The following is a 22,084-nucleotide window of genomic DNA, read 5'->3' as shown; positions in this document are numbered from 1 at the left end:
CTGCCTCGGTGTCAACGTCCGCCCGTCCTGCGTGGAATGCCGGAAGTTCTCCCCTGCAGTACGCCCGCCGCCCGCGCGTGCTCCGGAACCTCCGCTGCCCCCCAGGCCTTTTGCCTGGTCAGCGGCCTCTGCTGGGCTCCGGCCGGGCGAGGCTCGGCGTCGGCGGGGCGCTGCGGCGCAGCGTTCGCCGCCACCGCGGCGAGCGCCGCGGTCATGTCACCGGCGGTGCCGAACCTCCGCGCGGGATCGGTCGCGGTGGCACGAAGGAGGAACCGGTGCAGGGATTCGTTCCGGGCCAGCACCTGGTGGACCTCCTCCGCCGGAAGAGCGTAGCGATATGTTGACGCACGGTGTGGAAAATCGAGCACCGCGGTTGCCAAGAGCCTGCCGAGAGCGTAGAGGTCAGAACCCACCGACGGGGGCCTCATGGCGAGCTCGGGGGCGTCGAATCCAGCCGTGACGTGGAAGGCCCCGCAGCGCCGGCCGAGCTGGCGCACCGACTGGAGATCGATCAGCGTCACCTGGTCGCCGTTCCAGACCACGTTGCCCGGCGCGAGGTCGCCGTGGACGTAGCCGCGTTCGTGCACGTACCGCAGGGCGGAGAGCAGCCGCAGGGCGCCGGCGATCCCGTCCGGGACAGGCAGCGGTGCGCCCGCCGCGCCGCGGGTGAGCCGCCTGGACCGCAGCAGCTCCGCCAGCGACGGGCCGGGCACGAAGTCCATCACCGTGTAGACGATGTTGCCGTGCCGCACCTCGCCGAGGGTCTCCACGATCGCCGGATGCCGCAGTGGGGGATCCGGCAGCGGGCGTCGGGAGAACCGCGTGCTCAGCGGGGCCGGGCGTGCCCCCGCTCGCCGCAGGCTCTTGAGTACCACCCGCCGCCCGGCGCCCACCGGGCCGCCGGGCGCGACGGCGAGGAAGACCCAGCCGCCTGGCCCCGGGCCTCCGGCGCCCAGGCAGTCGACGATCTCGTAGCCGCCGGCGACGTCCCCGGCGCGCAGCGGCGGTGCGAAGGAGTAGGGCGTCCGGCAGCGCGGGCAGAAGCCGCTCTCCCGCAGGTGCCCACCGGCGCCGGCCCGGCCGGCGCCGCGGCCGGCGGCGCGGCCCAGTGGGCTGGCGCAGACCGGGCAGGAGACGGCGGGGTGTGCCCGTCGCCAGGCGCCGGCAGCGGTGGCGCGGGCATGGGTGTGGGACCGGGTGGGAGGGCGAGCGCCGGACGGGTCGGAATCCGTCGCTCCCGCTCCGGAGAAGCCTGCCACCTGCCCTCCAGATGTCGGTCCGCGCATCACCCTGAGGATAGGTAGCAAGGCGCCGCTCCGGCGTACGTCCTGGCCAACTGGTGCCCCGACCGGGTCAGTCGCGGCCGGTCGGCGCGGCCGGTCGGCGCGGCCGGTCGGCGCGGCCGCGGGCCGGCCTGGGCCCGTCTGGGCCGATCGGGGCCGTGGTTCCGGCGCCCGGCGGGGCGTGGAGGTGCCGAGGGGCGCCGGTGACGGTGTCCGCCGCGTGGCGTGATGTCGGCGGATACCGTTGATGGACGACAACACCCCGCCGGCCTGCGCCGGCACCCGGGTGCGGTCTGATGATCGTTGGCTCGCAGACGGGTCGACGGCCCGACGCGTGAGTGACGAGGTGGTCTGTGATGGCCGGTGGCCAGGGCCGGGGCGGTGGCGGCATCGCCCGCGGTGGGCAGGGGGGCCGGGCCGGGAAGGCGGGCTCCCACCGTAAGGGCGCGGCGCTCGGCAGCGGCGGGCAGCGCCGCAAGGCGCTGGAGGGCAAGGGCGCGACACCGCCGGCGCAGATGCGGCCGGGCCATCCGGCCCAGCGCCGGGCAGCCGCGGCGGCGAACGCGGCCACCCGGGGGGCGCGTGGGCGTCCCGGGGCGGAGCGTGCCGCCGGCGGCGGCGCCGGCGCGGGGGCGGCGGGCCCGGCTGGCGGCTCGGCGGCGTACGCCGCACGGCGCGGCGGCGAGTCCGACGAGTACGTGGTCGGCCGCAACGCTGTGGTCGAGGCGCTGCGTGCCGGCGTGCCGGCGACCACGCTGCTGATCGCCGGCGGTCTCGACTTCGACGAGCGGGTCGCCGACGCCCGCCGTCTCGCCGGCCGGGCCGGGCTGAGCGTCGTCGACATCGGGCGGATCGAGCTCGACCGGCTCTGCCCGAACGCCCCGCACCAGGGGCTGGCGCTGACGGTCCCGCCGTACAGCTATGCCCACCCGGACGACCTGTTGGCCGCGGCCACCCGCGGCGCGCAGCCCGGCCTCGTCGTCGCACTCGACGGCGTCACCGACCCGCGCAACCTCGGGGCGGTCGTCCGCTCGGCAGCCGCCTTCGGCGCGACCGGGGTGGTGGTGCCGGAGCGGCGCGCCGCCGGCATGACCGCGGCGGCCTGGAAGACGTCCGCGGGCGCGGCGGCGCGGCTGCCGGTCGCGCGCGCCGTGAATCTGACCCGCACGCTGCGGTCGTACGCCGAAGCGGGCCTGTTCGTCGCGGGTCTGGCGGCGGACGGCGAGGTCAGCCTCGACGACCTGGAGGTCGCCACCGACCCGCTGGTCGTCGTTGTCGGGTCGGAGGGCCGCGGGCTCTCCCGGCTGGTCGGTGAATGCTGTGACCTCAGGGTCCGGATTCCGATGGCGGGAGCCACGGAGTCGCTGAACGCCGGTGTCGCGGCCGGCGTCGCACTGGCGGAGATCGCCCGCCGTCGCCGGCAGGCCCTCACGGCCGGCTGAGCTCCCCCGGCCGGGCTCCGCGGAGCCGCGGAGGCCTGCGGGCCGGCGGAGCTGCGCAGGCACGCGGGCCGGCGCACCATGAACAGAGGAGCGGCCAGGGGAGCAGCGACGGCACGAAGCGCCACCGACGGGGCAGGACCGCCGGTCGGCGCCGGCGGCCGGGGAGCGGGAGGTGCACCCGTGAGTGAGCGTGTGGCCAACGGCAGACGGGAGGCCGTGCGCGGGCAGGCGAATCCTGGCGGTGCGGACAGCGACCGGCACGGCGGGCGCGACCGGGGCCGGGCGGCGCGGGAGCACACCGACGAGATGGCGCGGGTGCTCGATCTGGCCCGCCGCCACCTGCGCACCGACGTCGCCTGGCTGTCCCGCTTCAGCGGGCAGAACCAGGTCATCGACCTGGTCGCCGGCGACGGCGCCCTGGTCGAGAGCCTGGTCGGGCGTCAGGTCGACCAGGAGCACACGTACTGTGCCCGGGTGCTGGACGGGCGGCTGCCGGCGGTGATTCCCGACGCGCGGGCCGACAGCCGCACCGCCGGCCTGGCAGTCACCCGGGAGCTGGGGATCGGCTCCTACGTCGGAGCGCCGGTCTATCTGGACTCCGGTGACCTCTACGGCATGCTGTGCGCGCTGGGCACCGACCCGGACCCGGAGCTGAGCGACAGGGACGGTCACTTCCTGCGGCTGCTGGCCGAGGCCCTGACCGAGACGGTGTCGGCACTGCACCGAAGCGGCGCGGACGACGACCACCTCCGGTCGGTGATCGGGAGGATCATCGACCGCGGTGGTCCGGAGATGGTCTTCCAACCGGTGTTCGATCTGCCGACCCACGGGATCGTCGGGGCGGAGGCACTGGCGCGCTTCCCCTCCTTCCCGCCGCCGGGCGGCCAGGAGGGTGACGGTGGTGGGGCCGGGGCCGGGGCCGAGATCGGGGCCGGGAGCGGGGCCGGGGCCGAGATCGGGACCGGGAACGGGGCTCGCCGGCCGGAGTACGGCGGCCTGGCCCCCCAGCGGTGGTTCGCCTACGCGACGTCGGTCGGCATGGGCATCGATCTCGAGCTCGCGGCGATCCGGGCGGCGCTCGCGGTGCTGCCCCGGTTCCCGCGTGGCCTGTCCGTCGCGGTCAACGCCGCACCGGCGACCATCGCCTCCGGACGTCTCACCGAGCTGCTCAGCGGGCCGGCCGCCGACCAGGTGGTCGTCGAGATCACCGAGCGGGAGGGCATCCACGACCTGCCCGGCACGCTCGGCCGGCTGCAGGAGCTGCGGGATCTGGGCGTCCGCGTCGCGGTCGACAATGTGGGCGTGGCCTATGCCAGCCTGCGCCGGCTCGTGCAGATCCTGCCGGACGTCGTGAAGATGGACCGCTGGCTCTCCGCCGAGGTCGGCGCGGACACGGCCCGCCGTGCGCTGGTCGAGGCACTGGTGCACTTCTCCCGGCAGATCGGGGCGACCCTGGTCGCTGCCGGTATCGAGACGACCGGCGCGATGCGGGTGCTGACCACGGCCGGTGTGGACCAGGGCCAGGGCGACTTCCTGGGTCCGCCGGGCCCGCTGCCGCTGCCCGCGCACTGCCGGTGCCTCCCGCTGGCACAGGGCCCGCCGAAATCTGCCGCAATGGTCTGATCGGCCCGCACCGGCAGGATCGGCCGCGTTTCATCCCGGCACTTCGTCGCTTCTGGTATCTGATTCCCGTCCCATCGCGGGATGATGGGGCCGAAGTCGGCGGCTGTGGCCTTCCTGGCGTTGTGGTGACCCGGTTGAACCGGAGCATTGCCGGCGTCCGGGGGGTGCCCGCAGAGTGGTGGCTGTGAAAACTGCGGAAAACATCCGGGCGTCGTCTGTGAGATTCCCGCGGGGATTGCGCCGGCGGATCCTGGCCGGGGCGGTGCTGCTGACATCGGCTGTGGGCACCGTCTCCTGCACGGAGCCTGCTGGCGGCCAGGTTACGGGCGGAACGGGTGAAGGCTGGCATCTCACCGTCTACTACACCGCGGTGGAAGGTTTTCACACGAATACGCCGTTGACGACGGTGCGCGGCTGCCCGCAGCGTGACTGCGCCTTCGGTGACGAGCTTCTCGGGGCCTTTCCCGCCGGTTTCGTCGACGCGGTACGCGATGAGGGGACGGGGCGTATCACCAGTGGGCCGCGATCGGGGTCGATGCTCAACTGGTCCTTCGACACCGGTTTCTGGCTCGACCACATTCCCAGCGACACCGCCGGCCGGGCCCTGGTTCCCTTCCGCAGCGCCGCGGCGGATCCGTCGACCCTTCCCGCCGGGACGGCCTTCGTGATCGACGACTGCGGCCATGAGGAGGACGGGTCCGCGATCGACCCGGCCGCCTGCGAGGCGCTGCGGCGCACGACCTGGGAGGTGCGCGACGAGTTCACCCCGGGGTTCGGGGGCGAGCGTCGGCTCGATCTCTACATCGGGGAGGAGGACGGCCCCGGTTTCACCGAGACCAGTCCGCTCTACCTGACCGGTGTCGACGCGCGCGTCACGGTCACGGCCACCGGGCGGGCGGGCGCTGACCGGCAGCCCCCGGCCTGACTCGCATCGGCCGGTGTGAGGGCGGGGGCGGGCGGGGAGGGCACGGGAACTCCGGTTCCCACGCCCTCCCCGCCGGCGGGTCCCTGCGCTCAGACCGCCGAGGCGGCGATGAAGGAGTACCCGAGCGCCCTGACACCCTCGACGGTCTGCCGCAGGTAGTCGACGCCAAGATACGGGTGGTAGAACATGCTGGCGTACCCGTCCCGGACGACGAGATTGCGCCGTGCCGCGTCGATCAGATCCGCGGGCAGCCGCGCCGGGTGGTTGTTAAACGCCGCCGGCTCCACATTCCCGATGTTCTCCGGAATCACGAACGACCCGTGGACGTCGGTGACCGGGTAGGGGAAGAACTGACCTCCGTACTTCGTGTGGTCGACGGTCCCGCCGGCCAGCTGGTTGCGGAAGTACAGCCCACGGTCATACCGGCGCGGGAACTTCGCCCGGGCCGCCGCGTAGTCGGGTGCGGAAGCGGCGTAGTGCGGGAACTCGAAAACGGTCGGCACAGCCAGCCCGGCCGCGGTGAAAGCGGCCGCGGCGCCGTTCATCCGGCTGGTGGCCCAGGCCTGGCTGTCACCGGGGACCGGCCCGTCGTACACGACGTTGTCCTGCGCGTCGACATGGGCCCGGAAGAACTCGAAGTCGTCCGCGCTCGCCCCGGAGTAGGGATTGGCCGCGTTCGAGAACTGGTGCGTCCAACCGTGCATGATCAGCGTTCCGCCGCGCTGGGTCATGTAGCGCAGTGCGGAGACGACGTCCGGCCGTGCGGCGAGACTGTAGTCCTGTGCGACGCCGTTGTTGTAGGTGCCGTTCGCGTCGACGTACCGCGGGTAGACCGCGACCGAGAACGGGACCCGCGCCGAGGAGAGGTAGTCGGCGATGGCGCGCAGCTCGGCCGGGTCGGCATCCGGCCCGACGTCCTCGAGGCGTACCAGGGCCCGGTGCCTGGTCGGTGTCTGCGGCGCCAGCACGTCGAAGAGAACGTCCGCCACGGCGAGGTAGCGGTCGGTCATGTCGGCGTAGGCGAACGGGATCTCACCGACGTAGGTCAGGTTCCCTGCCCGCAGCGCCCAGGGGAATCTCGTCCCGTCGCCGCGGACAGCCTCCGCCAGCACGGTCGCCCGGGTGGTGTCCACCGCCGCGTAGTTCATGATCCCTGCGGCGTTGCCGGTGTACCGGGTGAGGTCCGTCCCCCTGTAGCGAACGGCGCCGACGGCGGAGGTGTCGAAGCCCGACCAGTTCCAGCCATAGGTCGCCGGGAACGTCGGCGACTGGGCCGTGAGCTGCCAGATGTTGTTGTACATCCAGACCACCGGGCGGGTGCCCGCCAGGACGTCCGTCAGGAAGGCTGTCGGCACCTGTTCGTCATAGGTGGACCCGATGTAGATCACAGCCGCGTAGCCGGCCAGCTGGCCGGCGGTGTAGGTGCTGACGGGCCGGGCCTGCCAGGTGCCGAACCGCGACGCGAGGTTCGCCGCCTGCATGGCGTACTGCTCGCCGAGCCAGCCCCACGCGCCGGTCGTGTCGTAGAGGATCAGCGTCCCCACACCGGCCGCTGCCGCGGCGGGCGGCGGGTCCGTCCCCCTACCGGGCGGTGCCGGCCGTGGCGCGCGCCGCGGCGGCGGTGTCCGCGGCGGCGCCGGCGGTGCCGGAAGCAGGTCGGTCCGGGCGTCAGCGTGATGGACCTGGGGGGTAGCCGCCCGGGCGTGAAGCGGAGTCTGCACCGATGACCGCGCCGTCCCGGCCCCGGCCCCGGGAGCGGCCCCGGGAGCGGTGGCCGTGGCAGAGGCGGTGGTGGCGCCGGCGCTCATGGCGACCGCGAGCAGCCCGGCCGCCGCGAGCGTCACCGGCCGCCGGCTCGAGCTCCGGCTCCGGCTCCGGCTCCGGCCGACGGTCTGACGGCCTGCGGCAACCCGGCGGCTGCCGACGCTTCGGGCGCGGCCGAGGAGATGGTGTCGGGGTCTCCCGGGGTAGGTCATCCGCCGGTTTCCTCTCGGTCTGCCGCGACCACGGTGCTGGTGCGCTCGCGGTCCGGAACCGCCGGCTGGCGCGGGATGGTGATCGGGCGCGCGGGCGGGAGCGGGAGATGCGGGACGAAGGGGTCCGGAACGGGAGCGCCGAGCAGCCGGTGCTCGATCGCCGCCACCGCACGGCGGGCAGCCTGCCCGTCCCCGTAGGGATTGACGGCCCCGGCCATCGCCGCGTATGCCGCCGGGTCGTCCACCAGGTTCCCCACCGCCGACACGATCTGGCCCGGGTCGGTGCCGACGAGCCGGGCGGTGCCGGCCCGCACGCCTTCGGGGCGCTCGGTGTTGTCCCGCAGCACCAGCACGGGCTTGCCGAGGCTCGGCGCCTCCTCCTGGACTCCTCCGCTGTCGGTCAGGACGACCGTCGCCATGGCCATGAGGTGCGCGAACGCGGCGTAGTCGACCGGGTCGGCGACGATGATGCCGGGCAGTCCGGCGAGTGGTGGCAGCACGGCCTCCCGCACGGCGGGGTTGCGGTGGACGGGCAGCACGATCAACAGTTCGGGCCGTTCGGTCGCGAGCCGGGCCAGCGCCGCGCCGACCCGCGCGAGCGGCTCGCCCCAGGACTCGCGCCGGTGCGCCGTGACCAGGACGACCGGCCGCCCGCTGTCGCCGATGCGCTGCCGGACGTCGGCGAGCAGCCGGTCGTCGGGCGGTGGCGCCGCGGTCACCTGCAGCAGGGCATCGATCACCGTGTTCCCGGTGACGAGGATCGAGTCCGCCCGGACGCCTTCGGCCAGCAGGTTGGCGCGGGCCGACGGGGTCGGGGCGAGGTGCAGGTCCGCCAGCTGTGCGGTGAGCCGGCGGTTGATCTCCTCGGGGAAGGGTGAGGACGGGTCGTCGGTGCGCAGCCCGGCTTCCAGATGGACGACGGGCACGTTCTGGTAGAAGGCCGCCAGCGCGCCGGTGAACGCCGTGGTCGTGTCACCCTGGACGACGACCGCGTCCGGCCGCACCTCGGCCATCACCGCCTCGAGGCCGGCAAGGGCACGCGTGGTCACCCCGGACAGGGACTGGCGGTGCTGCAGGATTTCCAGGTCGTAGTCAGGCACCAGCCCGAACAGACTGTTGACCTGGTCGAGCATGCTTCGGTGCTGGCCCGTGACGGCCAGGACCGGTCGCAGCGACCGGCCCCGGCGCAGCTCGTGGACCACCGGCGCCATCTTGATCGCCTCGGGTCTCGTGCCGTACACAAGCAGCACCGTGTGACCGGTGAAGCTGTTGGTCACGTCGTCCTCCCATCGTTGATCGCGTGTCGGATGTGGCAGGCAGGCAGGCAGGTGGGCAGGTGGGCAGGTGGGTCAGGAGGCCGGCCGGTCGGTCGGTCGCAGGCTGCGGGCCCCGGCCCGGCGGAACTCCACGACCGCGTCCTCGCAGTACAGGCCGACCGCTCCGGAGTGGTAGGGGCGCTCGGCGTCCTGGGTCCGCACCGTCGGGACGCCGTCCACCGAGACCGCCAGCGCATTCCCCGCGTGGACCACGTCGACGGTGTGCCAGCTGCCGAGCTGGGCCCGCGGTGTGGGCCCACTCGCCAGGAACCGCTGGCCGCCGGGATAGGCCGGGTCCTGCTTGCTGAGCTCCCACCCGTTGGGCTTCAGCGCGAAGGCGTAGAAGTGCGCCGAGTCGGTGTAGTTCCACAGGACCCACCCGACCTCCCAGGGGGACGGAGAACCCGGGCGGAGCTGGCGGACGGTGCGGACCTGCGCCGTGAAGCGCACGTCGCGGTACTCCTCGGAGCTGATGACGAGGCCGGCGTGGGTGTGTTCGGGTCCCTCGGCGACCTGCGGGGCCAGCGTGATGACGAGATCGCCGCCGACGGTGTGCCCGGTGGTGCGCCCGTAGCCGTCGAAGATCGCCTGCCAGGGGCCGTGGGCGGTCCCGTCGCGCCAGCGGGTGGGACGGCCGTCGGAGCCCAGCTGGACCACCGCCCACACCGCGGTCAGCGCCGCGACGGCGCCCAGCAGAAGCAGGACCACCACCGGCACCGGATGGGCGCCGCGGCGGGGTCGCCCGTTCGGCTGTCGTCGCGGCGGCCTTCGACCGGCGGCCTGGTGTCGGGCGGTCTGGTGTCGGGCGGTCTGGTGTCGGGCGGCCCGTCGTCCGGCAGCCTGGGGCCCGTCGTTCTGGCGTCCGGCGGCGGCCCGCGTCGCGGCCCTCATCGGCCGGAGCTGTCGTGGATGGCGGGTACCGGCGCCCTGGGCTCGGAGCGTGCCGGTTCCGGGGTGCGGGCGGTCTTGTGCCAGCTTGTCCGGCGTCCCACCACCCGGGCCAGCGCCCACCAGCCGGCCACGAACCAGACCAGCGAGTAGAGCAGATAGAGATGGGCGTAGCCGGCGAGTCGCAGCATGCCGAGGCCGACGAGCGGCTCCCGCGAGCGGTAGATCAGCCCGCAGATCAGCGCCGGGCAGGCGGCCATCACGTAGGCACCGAGGAAGTAGCGCGGATCCGGCGCCACCCCACCCGCCAGCCAGCGCGTCAGCACGGCCACGGTGCTCAGCGCGAACGCCGCTGTCAGCATCGAGGCCAGCAGGATCAGCAGCGGGCTCGACAGGTGGAACAGCATGTCCGGCAGCGCCCGGGCCCGCGCCTGCCGCAGCACCCGGGGCAGCAGCGTCCACGACTGCAGGTGGCCCTGGAACCAGCGGGACCGTTGCCGCAGCAGCCGACCGAGGCGGACGACTCCCTGCTGGTGGACGTCCGCCTGCGGGCAGAACTGGTTGCGCCAGCCGGCGAGGAGCAGGCGGACGCCGAGGTCCAGGTCCTCCGTGAGGCTGTGCGACCACGGCCCGCCACTGCCGAGCGAGCGCAGCGCGGAGAGCCGGACGAACTGGCCGTTGCCGCCGAGGCCGACGTTGTCCAGCTCGCCCCGGCCGCGCTGGAACACGTCCGTGTAGATCACGAACTCCATGTCCTGGAGCCGGGCGAGCAGACTGCCGCCGCGGTTGTTGATGCGCACGCCGGTCTGCACCCCCGCGGTGCGGGAGTCGGCGAAGTAGGGCGCGACGGCGTCCACCGTGTGCGGGTCAAGCCGTCCGTCCGCGTCGACCACAGCGATGATCACGTTGTCCGGGTCGCGGAAGGCGACCTCGTCGCGGGTCGCCAGGTGGGCGATCGCGGCGTTGAGCGCGGCGCCCTTGCCCTTCCGGGCGTCCGGCAGGTCGCGGCGCAGCAGCCACACCCGATCGTCGGCCACGTCGAGCACCAGCTGGGACGTCCGGTCGTCGGAGCCGTCGTCCACGACAAGCACCCGGCGGTTCGGGTCGGGGGAGAGCAGGAGACGGCGCAGGCTCGCCTCGATGACCGCCTCCTCGTTGAGGCAGGGCATCACGAAGACGAAGAAGATGCCAGTCGGAGGAGGCCCGGTCCGGGCCCGGTGGACGCGGGAGAGCACCAGCATCATGAGCAGGTAGAGCATTCCGAAAGCGATCATGATCGCGGCGAGGAGCCGGGCGTCACCGCCGTCGGCGTCGAGCAGGTTCACGCGGCCGGGCCGGGACCGGGCCGGGACGGCCGGCGGCCGGCCCGCAGCACGAGGGCGACCAGGATGCCGAGCAGCCCGGTCGACAGGTACAGCAGGAACGCGACACCCACCACGTCGGTCAGCAGGCCGGAGACCAGGTCGAGCAGGACGGTCGCGTGGTCGGGCGATGCCTCGCGAGTGGCTGGGGCGACCGCCTGGGCCCCGGGAGCGTGGAGCGGTTCGGTCGGGCCGAGCCCCGCAGGGGTGAACGTTTCGGCAGCGGGCAGCGGGACGTACATGAGTCCTCCGTGCGAGATCAGGTGCGAGGGACCGAGCGCACGCGGGGCCCCCGCCGGCTCGCGGAGCTGGCGGGGGCGGCGTCGGCGCGCCAGCGCACCGGTGGTTCGTCGGCCGGAGCCGGGTGATGTGGCGTCGGGAACGACGGAACGACACCGCGGCGGAACGACGGATGCGGAACACAGGTCTGTGCTCGTGTGTCGAACGGCGCGGCGCGGCCTGTTCCGTGCCCGGAAAGGTATGCCGGGACGACACCTTTGAATCGGCGGGAGATTCGAAGGCGCGATGTTATGCGGGAGTGGTGTCGCTCGAACGTCGACGTCTTTGTGGAAGCGCGGGCAGAATCACGCGGTGACGGCGCCGGCCGCCGTCCTCACGGGAACGGAAGCTCGGCGGTGACACCCGACCGGCAGGCGGTCAGAACCAGTCTGGACGCCTGGATTCGGTCAACGCCTGGGCCGTTTTATGGCTGCCGCTGCGGTTCCGGCCGTGGTGACGGGGACGGCGGCCGGTTGCCGCACGCCGCCGCGAGCGCATTCCCCGGATGCCTTCCGGGACAGTGGTTGCCCATGTGGGCCAGTGCTCGGCAGTGGCTGCGGCGAGCTCGGAACACGATACGGACCGTCTGCCCGGCATGGGGCCGGCGCAGGTGGATTCTGCGGGCATGGCCGTGGCCGATGCGCCCTGGCATCGGCGCGATTCGCCGCCCGTCGGCTGCTGCTGATTCAGATCTTCCCCCCAATGGAGCATGCCTCCCGGAACCGCTGGACGGCCAGCTGGAGGCGACGCCTGCGATCTCGCTGAATCCCGGCGATCTCGCTGAATCCTCAGTGGACCAGGGCGGGAGGGCGCCCCGTGACGTGCGTGTTCGGCTTCATTCTTACACGGAGTGCGACCGTGGTGGTACGGAAGGCCGACTTTTCTTCGATGCGGGCCCGCCGTCTCACAATGTGGTCCCGACAAGGTGCGTGAAGCAAATTTAAATAATCTGTATGCTCTGTTTTGCTGGGTGGCTGGCAGTTCTCGTAGCGCCGCCGGGCGCCACGCCGCCGCAAGGCCGGTGGATCAGCGGCTTGACGAACCCGGGAAACCGCGCTTCCCTGCCCTCGGCGCTGTACCGCGGAGAGGAGCGTCTGGTGGCCGGTCCCGTCGACGTGAGCCCGGGCACCGCCGGTCCCGCCGGTCCCACCGGTCCCATCGGTCTCGGCGGTCCCGTCGGCTCCGGCGAGACGGGTACCGCGGAGGAGCCCGTCTTCGCGTTGGATGTCCGCTCCTGGCGGCGGGTGCTCTTCCTGCTGCTGGACTTCCCGCTGGGGCTGGTCGGGTTCGTCTTCGTCGCAGCCTGGTTCTCGGTCGGCGTCGGCCTGGCCGTCACCGTCGTCGGGCTGCCGCTGCTGGCCCTGGGGCTGGTCGGGGTGCGTGCTCTCGGCACGGTCGAGCGGGCGCGGGCCGGGGCGATGCTGGGTGTGCGCGTCCCGTCGGCGTCGAAGCCCCGCTCGTCCTCGGCCGGCATCGTCGCCCGTCTGTGGGCCGGTGTGGCGGACCCGGTCGGGTGGCGGCACGCGCTGTACTTCCTCGTCCGGCTCCCCTGGGTGATCTTCACCTTCGTGGTGGTGCTCGTCGTGCTCCTCGTCGGCTGGCCGGTGCTGCCGGTCGTGGCACGTGCCCTGGCCGCCGCCGACGCCGCCATGATCAGCACGTTGCTGGCACCGTCCGACCGGATGGAACGGCGGATCCGTGAGCTCGAGGCCGACCGCGGCACTGTAGTCGACACCGCCGCGGCCGATCTGCGCCGCATCGAGCGGGACCTGCACGACGGCGCCCAGGCGCGCCTCGTCGCGCTGGCGATGGGTCTCGGGATGGCCCGCGACAAGCTCCAGGACGACCCGGACGCCGCGGCGAGGATGGTCGAAGAGGCACACGGGGAGGTCAAGCTCGCGCTGCGCGAGCTGCGTGACCTGGCCCGCGGGATCCACCCGGCGATCCTCACCGACCGCGGTCTGCCCGGAGCGATCCCCTCGCTCGGGGCGCGGTGCACCGTGCCGGTGCAGGTCGCGGTGGACCTCGAGGAGCGGCCGGCCGCGGCCATCGAGGGCATCGTCTACTTCACCGCGGCCGAGCTGCTCACCAACATCAGCAAGCACAGCGGTGCGGCGGCGGCGACCGTCGACGTCCGCCGTGCCGGTGACCGGCTCCTGCTGCGGATCACCGACGACGGGAAGGGCGGTGCGCGGCCCGGCATCGGGAGCGGTCTCGCCGGTCTCACCGAACGCCTGGGGGCATTGGACGGATCACTGCGGCTGGAGAGTCCGGCCGGCGGCCCGACCGAGGTTGTCGCGACGGTGCCGTGGCGCGACCGGGAGTCCCCTCGGTAGTCACGTTTTCGCGCGCCCGGCGCCTGCGCCGCCGGGCGCCTGCGCCGCCGGGCGCGGGCGACCGGTGGGTACGGGCGACCGGTGGGTACGGGCGACACGGTGGGTAGGAGAGCCGGGTAGGACCGCATTTCCGTCGGATGGCTATTCTGAACCCGATGTCTCCGGGTCGGTGATGTCCGTTCGGTAAATAGTTCTCCGAGTGGCGAGCAGTGATTCCCGCCCAGGCACCGGGCGACTTCCGGGTAACAGACGAGTTACCGCTCGGTGCCCGGCGCATGGCGGACCGCCCAGGCGTCTCGGTGTCGGCGACGGCCTTTTGACGTGGGCGGATGGCCGTGCACGGCGTTTCGATGTGCCTCCGTTGGCGTGTATTGGTGTGCTGATCGCGGTAGCCGGATTCCGGCCATATCCGCGTTCGGACACACCATGCAAGAACATGGCAACGCAAATGATCGATCATCTTTGGGATGGCGTTGTGGTGTTGCGGGGATCTCTCTGCGATTTCGTGCAAAGCCGTTGAAGAACCGGCTGGGCTGGTATAGCTTGCTGTAACCAGTTGTAATCGGTGTGTCAGCGCAACGTGTGGTCTGTCGCACACCGCGATTTCCCGTGAATCCAGCGAAGTGTTTCCGGGGCGTATCTGGAATGTTCGTTGCTCGTGGCGGCAGGTCACGCGGGAAGGGGTGCGCATGCGTCTGTCCGAACTCGGGTTCGACGGGCTGGACGAATTCTCCGACGAGGTGTGGCGCACAGTGGCGCGGCACCCCTCCTGCGGCGTCGATCTGCTTGCCGAATGGCTGCGTCGACCCGAGTCGATCGTCCAGGAAGAGCTGGAACGCCTGGTCGAGGCCGGCCTCGTCCGCCAGGTCGGGCACCAGTGGGAGCCACAGGACCCGGCCCGTGTGCTGCAGGCCCGGCACGCGGCACGCGAGGCGGCGCTGGTGGCCGAGCGGGCCCGCATGGCCGACGAGCGCGCCCAGCTCTACCGCTCCGGCCTGTTCGGCGACTACGTCGCCGGCCGCCGCCGGGCCGGGACGAGCTCCGGAGTGCAGGTGCTCGCCCGCGACGAGATCTTTCCCCGGATGGCCGAGTTCACCAGGAAGTCGAACCAGTCGATCCGCTTCCTGCTGAACGGACCGCAGCCCCCTGGGCTCGGTGGCGAGGTCACAGACCTGCTCGTGCCAGCTGTCGGTCGCGGCGTGCGGATCTCCAGCGCGTGGACCGAAAGCGCGATCTCGGCGGCCCGGCGGCGCAACCAGGGCCGGCGGCTGCCACCCATCGGCCAGATCCACGTGGCCCAGGCGTTGCCGATGCGCGCGATCGTGTGGGACGGCGCCGCGGCGCTCGTCCCCGTCCGTGACGACGATCTCGACGAGGGCGCCTTCGTCGTTGTGGCGCCGACGCTGGTCCTGGCGGTGGCGGACATGGTGACCCGGACGCAGCAGGCGGCCGAACGCCGGGGAACCCCGGCGGGGACCGTCGACGAGCCCGCCGCGCTGCGCCGCCAGCGTGCGCTGCTGCGGCTGCTGGCCATCGGGTTCGACGACAGCCGGGCGGCCCGCGAGCTCGGCGTCTCCGACCGGACGGTGAAACGGGACGTGGCGGAACTGTGCCAACGCTTCGGGGTGCTGACCCGGTTCCAGCTGGGTGCCGCCGCCGCGCGTGCCGGCTTCCTGGTCCAGGCCCCCCAGGAAACCGAGATCGCCGATCTCACCGGGACAGCCGGGACGGCCGATGCCTCTGGCGGGGTCGGCGCCGGTGGGGCGGGCCGCGCGGTGGACGGCGCAGGTCCGGCCGCGGTGATCCGGACCGGCGGGGTGCTGGCGATCCCCGGCAGCGCGCGGCTGCCCACCCGCGCGAGCGCCGTGCCGAGCCCGCCGAGCCCGTCGCGCCCGGCGGTGTCGCCGTCGCCGTCGTTATCGCCGGACGTCCGAGCGGCGACGGATGGCCGAGCGGCACCGGACGCCCGACCGGGGTCCGGGCCGGATGTCGAGGGCGGGGGCCCGGGGCCGCGCGGGACGTCCGCCGCAGGGCGCACCGGCGAAGCGCGCGCGAGGGTGACCGATCTGTCAACAGTTCGGCCTATCCACGGCCGGAATGGCATGAACAGGACACGGCGTCCCTTAAGCGTCACATGATTACTCTTCCGGCCAACCGTCTGCCGCGGTTACCGTCGGGAATCGCCGACGGGATCGGTGCAGCTGCTCAGCGTGGCTCTGTGTGGCGACTGAAATCGGCGTGCAGTCGCCACGACACCCAGCGCGCGTGCGGCTGGGCGTGGTGAGTCCCCTCCCTGCCACAGTCCGGTCCCGTCGGCCGACTTGACGTCCAGAGGACGGCCACGTCCCCGACGAGAGGTGGCGGAGTGCGGAACTGGCCCATTCGCTACAAGATCACGCTGGTCCTGCTCCTGCCGCTGCTGGCCCTGGTCGGTTTCGGGAGCTGGGTCGTGTCCGGCCAGCTCGCGGCCCAGCAGGCGAGTGAGCAGACCCGCACCGCGGCCCGCTTCCTCATCCACGTCAACGATCTTGTGTATGCCCTGCAGACCGAGCGGTACGCCGTCTCCAGCCTGGTCGGCTCCGGGTACCGGGAACGGGACTTCGCGGTCCGCTCGATGAACGCGCGGGGCCCGGTCGACGGAGCGTTCGCGACCGTCACGGAGGCCGCCGGCGAGCTTCCGGCCGGCCCCCGTAACCAGGTCCGGGACGCGGTCACCGCCGCGCGCGGCCAGATGGGCGGGCTGGCGACGGTCCGGGCCGGTGTCGACGCGCAGACCCTGCGGCCGGGCCCGGGCACCGTCACCTACAACCAGATGATCTCCGGCTGGCTGGACGTCGGCGCCGCCATGGTCGGCATCGGCAGCGAGGACACCGAGCTCGTCCGGGTCGCGACCGCGCTGTCCGCGATCTCCCGGGTCGGCGAGGCGATCAGCCAGCAGTACGGGTACGTCGCCTCGGCGGCGGTGCTCGGCACCGCGGTGCCGGACAGCGTCACCCGGGTCCAGGCCGCGACCGGGTCCGAGACCGCGTGGCTGACCCAGTTCCGCCTGTCCGCGACGGCTGACCAGGCCGCACTGTACGACCGGCTGGTCGGCCCGACCCAGGCTCCGGTCACCGACCTGCGTGACCGGGTGCTGCGCGGCGAGCGCATCGACTTCACCGCCTGGGCGTCCGCGAGCGGAGCGAAGTCCGAGCAGACCCGCGCGGTGCAGCGACGGGTCGTGGAGGATCTGGAGAACCGCAGCGGCACCCTCGCCGAGGCGGCGCTGCGCCAGGCCATCCTCTCCGGTCTGCTCGCCGCCGGCGTCCTCGCGCTGTCCATCGCGGTGTCCGTCGGTGTCGCCTCCCGGCTGGTCGGCGCGCTGCGGATGCTGCGGGCCGGTGCGCTCGACGTGGCCCAGAGCAGGCTGCCGGCCATCACCTCGAGGCTGCGGCAGGGACACCCCGTGGATCTCGCCGCCGAACCACCGGCGTTCGCCACCGCGGCCGGCGACGAGATCGGTGACGTGGCGCGTGCCTTCAACGTCACCTACTCGTCGGCCATCACCGCCGCCTACGAGGTCGCTGAGGGCCGCAGTGTCGGCGCGATCCTGCAGACGCTCGCGCGGCGCACCCAGGGGCTCATCCAGCGCCAGCTGCGGCTGATCGACGAGCTGGAACGCGACCAGCAGGACGGGGAGATCCTGACCAGACTGTTCGGTGTCGACCACCAGGCGACCCGTATGCGGCGGCTGGCGGAAAGCCTGATCGTGCTGTCCGGCGGCCAGCCCGGGCGCACGTTCCGCGGGCCGGTGCGCCTGGTCCAGGTGCTGCGCGCGGCGGTCAGCGAGGTCGAGGACTACACCCGGGTCCACGTGCACCTGCCGACGTCGGATGTCGAGATCGTCGCCACCGCCGTCGGCGACCTGACCCACATGCTCGCCGAGCTGATCGAGAACGCCTGCGCGTTCTCGCCGCCGGACACCCCGGTGACCGTCCAGGCCAGCCGGGTCGGCCAGGGCTGGACGGTGGAGATCGAGGATCGCGGGGTCGGCCTTGACGACGAGACCTACGCCGCGACGAACGAGCGCATGGCCAACCCGCCGCCCTTCGAGGCCTCCACCCACGGCAGCCAGATCGGCCTGTTCGTGGTCGCCCGGCTCGCGGCCCGGCACCGGATCGCGGTGCGCTTCAAGCCGAGCGTGTACGGCGGCGTCCACGTGGTCACGATCATTCCCGCGGCACTGATCCACACCGAGGTTCCGCGCCAGAACGCCCTGCTCCCCGCCGGCCGGGCCGCGACGCCCGGCGGCCCGGCCGCCTCCGGCCACCGGATGGCCGAGCTCGGCTCGGGCGGCGAGGGGAGCGGCGCCGGCGCCGGCGCCGGCGGCCGGGCCGGGATGCGCGGGATGCACGCCCCCACCGAGGAGCTCGCGCTGACCGGCGCGGCCGGGACGGCACCGCACCACCTGGGCCCGCGTGCGGAGGACCCCTACGGCGGACGTCCCGACGGCCCCAACGGACGTCCCGACGGCCTCAACGGACGTCCCGACGACATCAACGGACGTCCCGACGGTTACGGCGGACAGCCCGACGGTTCCGCCGGCCGGGACGGTCAGCCCGGCCACGACGGCCACGCGAGGCAGCCCGGTCACGACGGCTACGCGAGGCAGGGCGGGAACGGCTATGCGGGTGGGGAAGGCCACGGAGGCGGGGAGGGTCACGCGGGTGGAGACGGCTACCCGGGGTGGGACGGCTATGGCGGGCGGGACGGCTATGCGGGGCGGTTCGACGGCGCCGCCGCGGAGGCACAGGCCGGCCCCGCGGCCCAGCGGGGTGGGGACGGAGCGCGGGTTGCCGGTGGGTACGGCGAGACGGCCCGGACAGGCGGGTACGGGGATGCCGGCGGCGTCGGTGACCGGTTCGCGGACGACTCGCGGCACATCCGCCTCAACCGGGATCTCGACGCCGCCCCGCCGCGCCGTACCGACGGCCGGGTGCCCGGGCCGGCCGCCCACGGCGCCACGGAGCTGGCTGACAACGGCATGTTCGACCCCCTGTTCGGACCACTACGAGGCACCGACGGGGCCGCGTCGACCGCGTCGACCGGCGCCGGCGGTCACCCGCGACTGGAAGATCTCCCACGGCGTCGCCGCGGCTCACACCTCGCCGAAAGCCTGCGCGAGGACCCCGGTGGGGCACCCGGCGAGCCGGCTGCCCGGCGGATGGCCCGCACGCCCGACCCCGAGGCCGCCCGCGCACTCGCGCAGGGCTTCACCAGTGCTTTCGAACGCGGCATGCGTGACGCCGACGACCTCGACGGGAGATAAGCGATGCCCCGACAGCCCGACCTGTCCTTTCTGCTCGACAGGCTCCGCGAAACCGTGCCGGACATCCTCTGCGCGGTCGTCCTGTCCGCCGACGGACTGCTGCTGGCCACCTCCAGCGGCATCGACCGGGCCGCGGCCGACCAGCTCGCCGCCGTCGCCTCCGGCTTCGACGCGCTCGCCCGCGGCGCGGCGCGGCAGCACGGCTGGGGCCAGGTCAACAAGACCATGGTCGACATGGAGAACGGCTACCTGTTCATCACGGCCGTCGGGCACAGCGCCTGCCTCGCCGTCTCCAGCACCGCCGACGCCGACGTCGGCCAGATCGCCTACGAGATGGCCCACCTGGTCAGCCGAGCCGGCCGTTTCCTGACCCCCGAACTGCGCAACCAGATGCGGGCGGCCCTGCCGTCCTGACGACGGACCGCGGGGACCGGCCCGACCAGGGAGGAGGAACACGGTGGCGCAGGACTGGTCCGGGTCACCGGCACCGGGCGAGAGCTGGGATGACGCCGAACCGCTGGTCCGCCCCTACGCGGTGACCCGGGGACGCACCACTCCGGCCGTGCCGCTCGAACTCGTCGCCCTGGTGGCGACGACGGACGGTGGCATGGCCGCGATCCGGCGCCGTGGCCGGCTCGCCCCCGAGGAACACGACATCGCGATCCTCTGCATGCGCATCCATTCGATCGCCGAGATCTCCGCCCGGCTGAAACTGCCGCTGATGGTCGTGCGGGTCCTCATCGACGACATGGCGCGGGACGGAATGGTCTCCGTCCACCGCCCCGAACATCCCGATCGGCCCAGCCCGGAACTCCTACGGAGGGTTCTGCATGGTCTCACCACTCTCTAGGCGCGCGCCCACCGCGGTGAAAGTGCTCGTCGCCGGCGGCTTCGGCGTAGGCAAGACGACCTTCGTGGGGGCGGTGAGCGAGATCGAGCCACTCACCACCGAGGCTGCCATGACGAGCGCGAGCGTCGGCGTGGACGACACCTCCGCCGTGAACCGCAAGACCACCACGACCGTTGCCATGGACTTCGGCCGCCTCACGCTCAGCAACAACATCATTCTCTATCTGTTCGGCACGCCGGGTCAGGACCGGTTCTGGTTCATGTGGGACGAGCTGGTCCGCGGCGCGATCGGCGCGGTGGTGCTGGTCGACACCCGCCGCATGGCCGACTCGTTCCCCGCCATCGATTTCTTCGAGAACCGTCAGGTGCCGTTCCTGGTGGCGGTGAACCGGTTCGACGCGAACAATCGCGAGTACCCCCTCCCGATGGTCCGCGATGCGGCTGACCTCGCACCGCACCGACCACTGATGTACTGCGACGCCCGGCGTGCGGACAGTGCCCAGACAACGCTCGTCCACCTGGTGCGCCATGCGCTGGAGCTGGCACTTTCCGGTGAGCCTGCGGATGGTCCATGGCAAAACGGTCCGTGATCGGACCGTTTCGATGCGGGTCCGGCCCGGTTCCGGCCCGTAACGCCAGGACAGACGTGATCAGTCCGGGGGGACAGCAGGAGGCCGCCATGCCCAGCCACGACCTCGACCTGCCCCGGCCGCACGGCCGGGTGCCCGGAGTGGAGATGGAGATCTATGTCGACTGGGAGGACCCGATCGAGGTCGAGGACCCGCCGAACAGCCGGCGGCCGGCGGTCATGGTCCGCATGCCCGCCTACGTCGCCGGGGGCCTCTCCCATGAACTGCACAGCCTGGAAACGATCCGCGGCGCAATAGGCGGCGACTGCAGCGAATGGGCCCAGGTCGCCCGCGCGCTGCTCGCGGCCGCCCGGATGGCCGCCGGCACTGACCACCACCCTGAGCTGGCCGACCTGCCGCCGGCCAGCTCGCGCCCCCGGATCACCCCCGGAGACGTCGCATGACGATGCTGCTGCTGACGGCCGAGGCGGCAACGGTCAGGCCCGTCGCCGGCCACCCCGATGATCCGCCGGGAGGCCGAAGAAATCCGGGAGCATACCTACTTCGTTCCTGATCTGACTGAGACCAGCGGATGGCAGATGGAGCGTTATTCATCCGGGAACGCGGTTGTACGGTATGTTCTCACCCGGTCCGGGGGCGGCGGTGGAGTCGTCACGGCGGCGATGCGGGTCGGGGTGGGCTGGGTCGATGACGACTGGAAGGTCGTCGTCCCAGCGGCGGGGGACTGGTCAGAAGCACTCGGTGTGGACGTTGACACGTCCCGCTTCCCCCCTTTTTTCTGCACGCTCGTCGTCGCCGTCGCCCGCATGCTGACAGAACGGGGTCCGCCAGCCGTGAGGTCGGGGGTTCGTGCCGTGAATGCCGACACGAACCCCCAACACCACGGACGGGGGGCGTGGAGTCCCAGATCTGTCGCGGGGCGGGCATGTGTGCGCGACGCCGCCTGAGTGCGCATACCGACGTGATCCCCCAGGCATCCGCATGTCGGTCCGGGTGTTCAGGCGCCTCGATGATGACGGCAACAAAGGAGCACATGAATGTTGAGATCTCGCGTCCGGGCCGCCGCCACGCGCGTGACACTGATCCTGACCGCACTGGCCGGGGCACTCGTCCTGGCCGGTGCCCCGGCCGCCACCGCGGCTCCCGCCACCGCGGACACCTCGGCCCTGTCGGTCTACTACCTGCCGGTCGGCTGCTGGTCGGGCACGGCGACGACCTCCACCGGCCAGACCGAGGCCGTTGAGACGAAGTTCCTGCTGAACGGCACCCTCCAGGTCGCCACCCCGACCGGCTCCTTCACCGGCAGCTGGAAGTCGACCGGGCCGCGCACCTTCACCTACAAGTTCGTCCGGAGCCTGCCCGGCCCGAACGGCTCGGTGATCGGCACCATCGACATCCGCCACTCGGCGACCTTCACGGCGTGGAACACGTACACCTCCACGGGCACGGCCACCGCCTACGACCTGAACGGCAACGTCCTGTTCTCCGGCCCGGTCAGCTCCACCGGCACCCGCACCCGCACCCTGTAGCACCGCCGCACCGCCTCGCAGCACCGTCAGGCCCGACCGGTCGGTTCGACCGGTCGGGCCTTCCGTTTCGGCCGGTAGCCCTGACCGGGCCACGGTTCCGAGCCGAGGCGCTGCGGGGCAGCCCGCACGCCGCGCCTGGTCGCCGGAACCAGGCTCAGCAGGGCCCCGGTTGCCGCTTCTGTCCATATAAAACAGATATGCGTATTCTGTCTTGGCTGGTCGTCACGTATCGGGACGAACACCGCTGATTTTCGTCGTTCCGCCCGGCTGCGCGACGACTGGAGGCGGCGATGCCAGTCAGATGGCGCGTTCCGAGCCCTCTCTCCACCGAACCCGCGGATATCTCCCGCGTTCTTGTCCTACTGTGATTTCGGCAGGA

At 72.6% G+C, this 22,084-nt stretch carries 17 protein-coding genes; 11 read left to right on the top strand and 6 right to left on the bottom strand.

Annotation, left to right across the window (positions count from 1 at the left end):
- Positions 1–11: 11 nt before the first annotated feature.
- Positions 12–1,259, bottom strand: coding sequence for a protein kinase domain-containing protein (locus B207_RS34030; protein ID WP_018637402.1), 1,248 nt, complete (start codon positions 1,257–1,259; stop codon positions 12–14).
- Between the two features lie 380 nt (positions 1,260–1,639).
- On the opposite strand from B207_RS34030, the gene rlmB reads away from it, so the two are divergent.
- From rlmB to B207_RS0115175, 3 genes are all read left to right on the top strand, one after another.
- Entirely contained in the window at positions 1,640–2,725 is a 1,086-nt protein-coding gene (gene rlmB / locus B207_RS0115185; protein ID WP_018637401.1) for a 23S rRNA (guanosine(2251)-2'-O)-methyltransferase RlmB, read from the top strand.
- A gap of 180 nt (positions 2,726–2,905) precedes the next feature.
- Positions 2,906–4,348, top strand: coding sequence for a sensor domain-containing phosphodiesterase (locus B207_RS0115180; protein ID WP_230205032.1), 1,443 nt, complete (start codon positions 2,906–2,908; stop codon positions 4,346–4,348).
- A 235-nt stretch (positions 4,349–4,583) separates the two neighbouring features.
- Entirely contained in the window at positions 4,584–5,273 is a 690-nt protein-coding gene (locus tag B207_RS0115175; RefSeq protein ID WP_018637399.1) for an RlpA-like double-psi beta-barrel domain-containing protein, read from the top strand.
- Positions 5,274–5,362: 89 nt separating this feature from the next.
- On the opposite strand, the gene B207_RS0115170 is transcribed toward B207_RS0115175, so the two are convergent.
- From B207_RS0115170 to B207_RS0115145, 5 genes are all read right to left on the bottom strand, one after another.
- Positions 5,363–6,817 carry a DUF2334 domain-containing protein gene (locus tag B207_RS0115170; protein WP_018637398.1) on the bottom strand — a complete coding sequence of 485 codons (1,455 nt, stop codon included), beginning with the start codon at positions 6,815–6,817 and terminating at the stop codon, positions 5,363–5,365.
- Positions 6,818–7,245: 428 nt separating this feature from the next.
- Positions 7,246–8,526, bottom strand: coding sequence for a non-hydrolyzing UDP-N-acetylglucosamine 2-epimerase (gene wecB, locus B207_RS0115160; protein ID WP_018637396.1), 1,281 nt, complete (start codon positions 8,524–8,526; stop codon positions 7,246–7,248).
- A gap of 72 nt (positions 8,527–8,598) precedes the next feature.
- Positions 8,599–9,273 carry a family 16 glycoside hydrolase gene (locus B207_RS34025; protein ID WP_230205031.1) on the bottom strand — a complete coding sequence of 225 codons (675 nt, stop codon included), beginning with the start codon at positions 9,271–9,273 and terminating at the stop codon, positions 8,599–8,601.
- 179 nt (positions 9,274–9,452) lie between these two features.
- Positions 9,453–10,778 (bottom strand): glycosyltransferase family 2 protein, encoded by a 1,326-nt coding sequence (locus tag B207_RS0115150; RefSeq protein WP_018637394.1) that lies wholly within the window; start codon positions 10,776–10,778, stop codon positions 9,453–9,455.
- Positions 10,775–11,056, bottom strand: a complete 282-nt coding sequence (locus B207_RS0115145; protein WP_018637393.1) for a hypothetical protein — start codon at positions 11,054–11,056, stop codon at positions 10,775–10,777. Before B207_RS0115145 ends, B207_RS0115150 begins: the two co-directional genes overlap by 4 nt.
- A 1,134-nt stretch (positions 11,057–12,190) precedes the next feature.
- On the opposite strand from B207_RS0115145, the gene B207_RS0115140 reads away from it, so the two are divergent.
- The 8 genes from B207_RS0115140 to B207_RS0115105 all read left to right on the top strand — a co-directional run bounded on the left by B207_RS0115140 (position 12,191) and on the right by B207_RS0115105 (position 21,705).
- On the top strand, positions 12,191–13,429 hold the full coding sequence (locus tag B207_RS0115140; RefSeq protein ID WP_018637392.1) for a sensor histidine kinase: 1,239 nt from the start codon (positions 12,191–12,193) through the stop codon (positions 13,427–13,429).
- A 689-nt stretch (positions 13,430–14,118) separates the two neighbouring features.
- Positions 14,119–15,567, top strand: coding sequence for a LuxR C-terminal-related transcriptional regulator (locus B207_RS42325; protein WP_018637391.1), 1,449 nt, complete (start codon positions 14,119–14,121; stop codon positions 15,565–15,567).
- A gap of 227 nt (positions 15,568–15,794) precedes the next feature.
- Entirely contained in the window at positions 15,795–18,737 is a 2,943-nt protein-coding gene (locus B207_RS0115130; RefSeq protein ID WP_018637390.1) for a sensor histidine kinase, read from the top strand.
- 3 nt (positions 18,738–18,740) lie between these two features.
- Positions 18,741–19,151 carry a roadblock/LC7 domain-containing protein gene (locus B207_RS0115125; RefSeq protein WP_018637389.1) on the top strand — a complete coding sequence of 137 codons (411 nt, stop codon included), beginning with the start codon at positions 18,741–18,743 and terminating at the stop codon, positions 19,149–19,151.
- A 43-nt stretch (positions 19,152–19,194) separates the two neighbouring features.
- Entirely contained in the window at positions 19,195–19,587 is a 393-nt protein-coding gene (locus B207_RS0115120) for a DUF742 domain-containing protein (RefSeq protein ID WP_018637388.1), read from the top strand.
- A complete protein-coding gene (locus B207_RS0115115; protein ID WP_035740782.1) occupies positions 19,568–20,176 on the top strand; it encodes a GTP-binding protein in 609 nt (202 codons plus the stop codon). Before B207_RS0115120 ends, B207_RS0115115 begins: the two co-directional genes overlap by 20 nt.
- A gap of 89 nt (positions 20,177–20,265) precedes the next feature.
- Complete coding sequence (locus B207_RS0115110; RefSeq protein ID WP_018637386.1) at positions 20,266–20,619, top strand: hypothetical protein; 354 nt, start codon at positions 20,266–20,268, stop codon at positions 20,617–20,619.
- Positions 20,620–21,213: 594 nt separating this feature from the next.
- Complete coding sequence (locus B207_RS0115105) at positions 21,214–21,705, top strand: hypothetical protein (protein ID WP_035740780.1); 492 nt, start codon at positions 21,214–21,216, stop codon at positions 21,703–21,705.
- The last annotated feature ends 379 nt before the right edge of the window (positions 21,706–22,084 follow it).

Source organism: Parafrankia elaeagni, assembly GCF_000374165.1.
GTDB classification, from domain to species: Bacteria; Actinomycetota; Actinomycetes; order Frankiales; family Frankiaceae; genus Parafrankia; species Parafrankia elaeagni.
The sequence above is the reverse complement of the archived record's forward strand: the minus strand, read 5'-3'. Positions and strand labels throughout refer to the sequence as shown.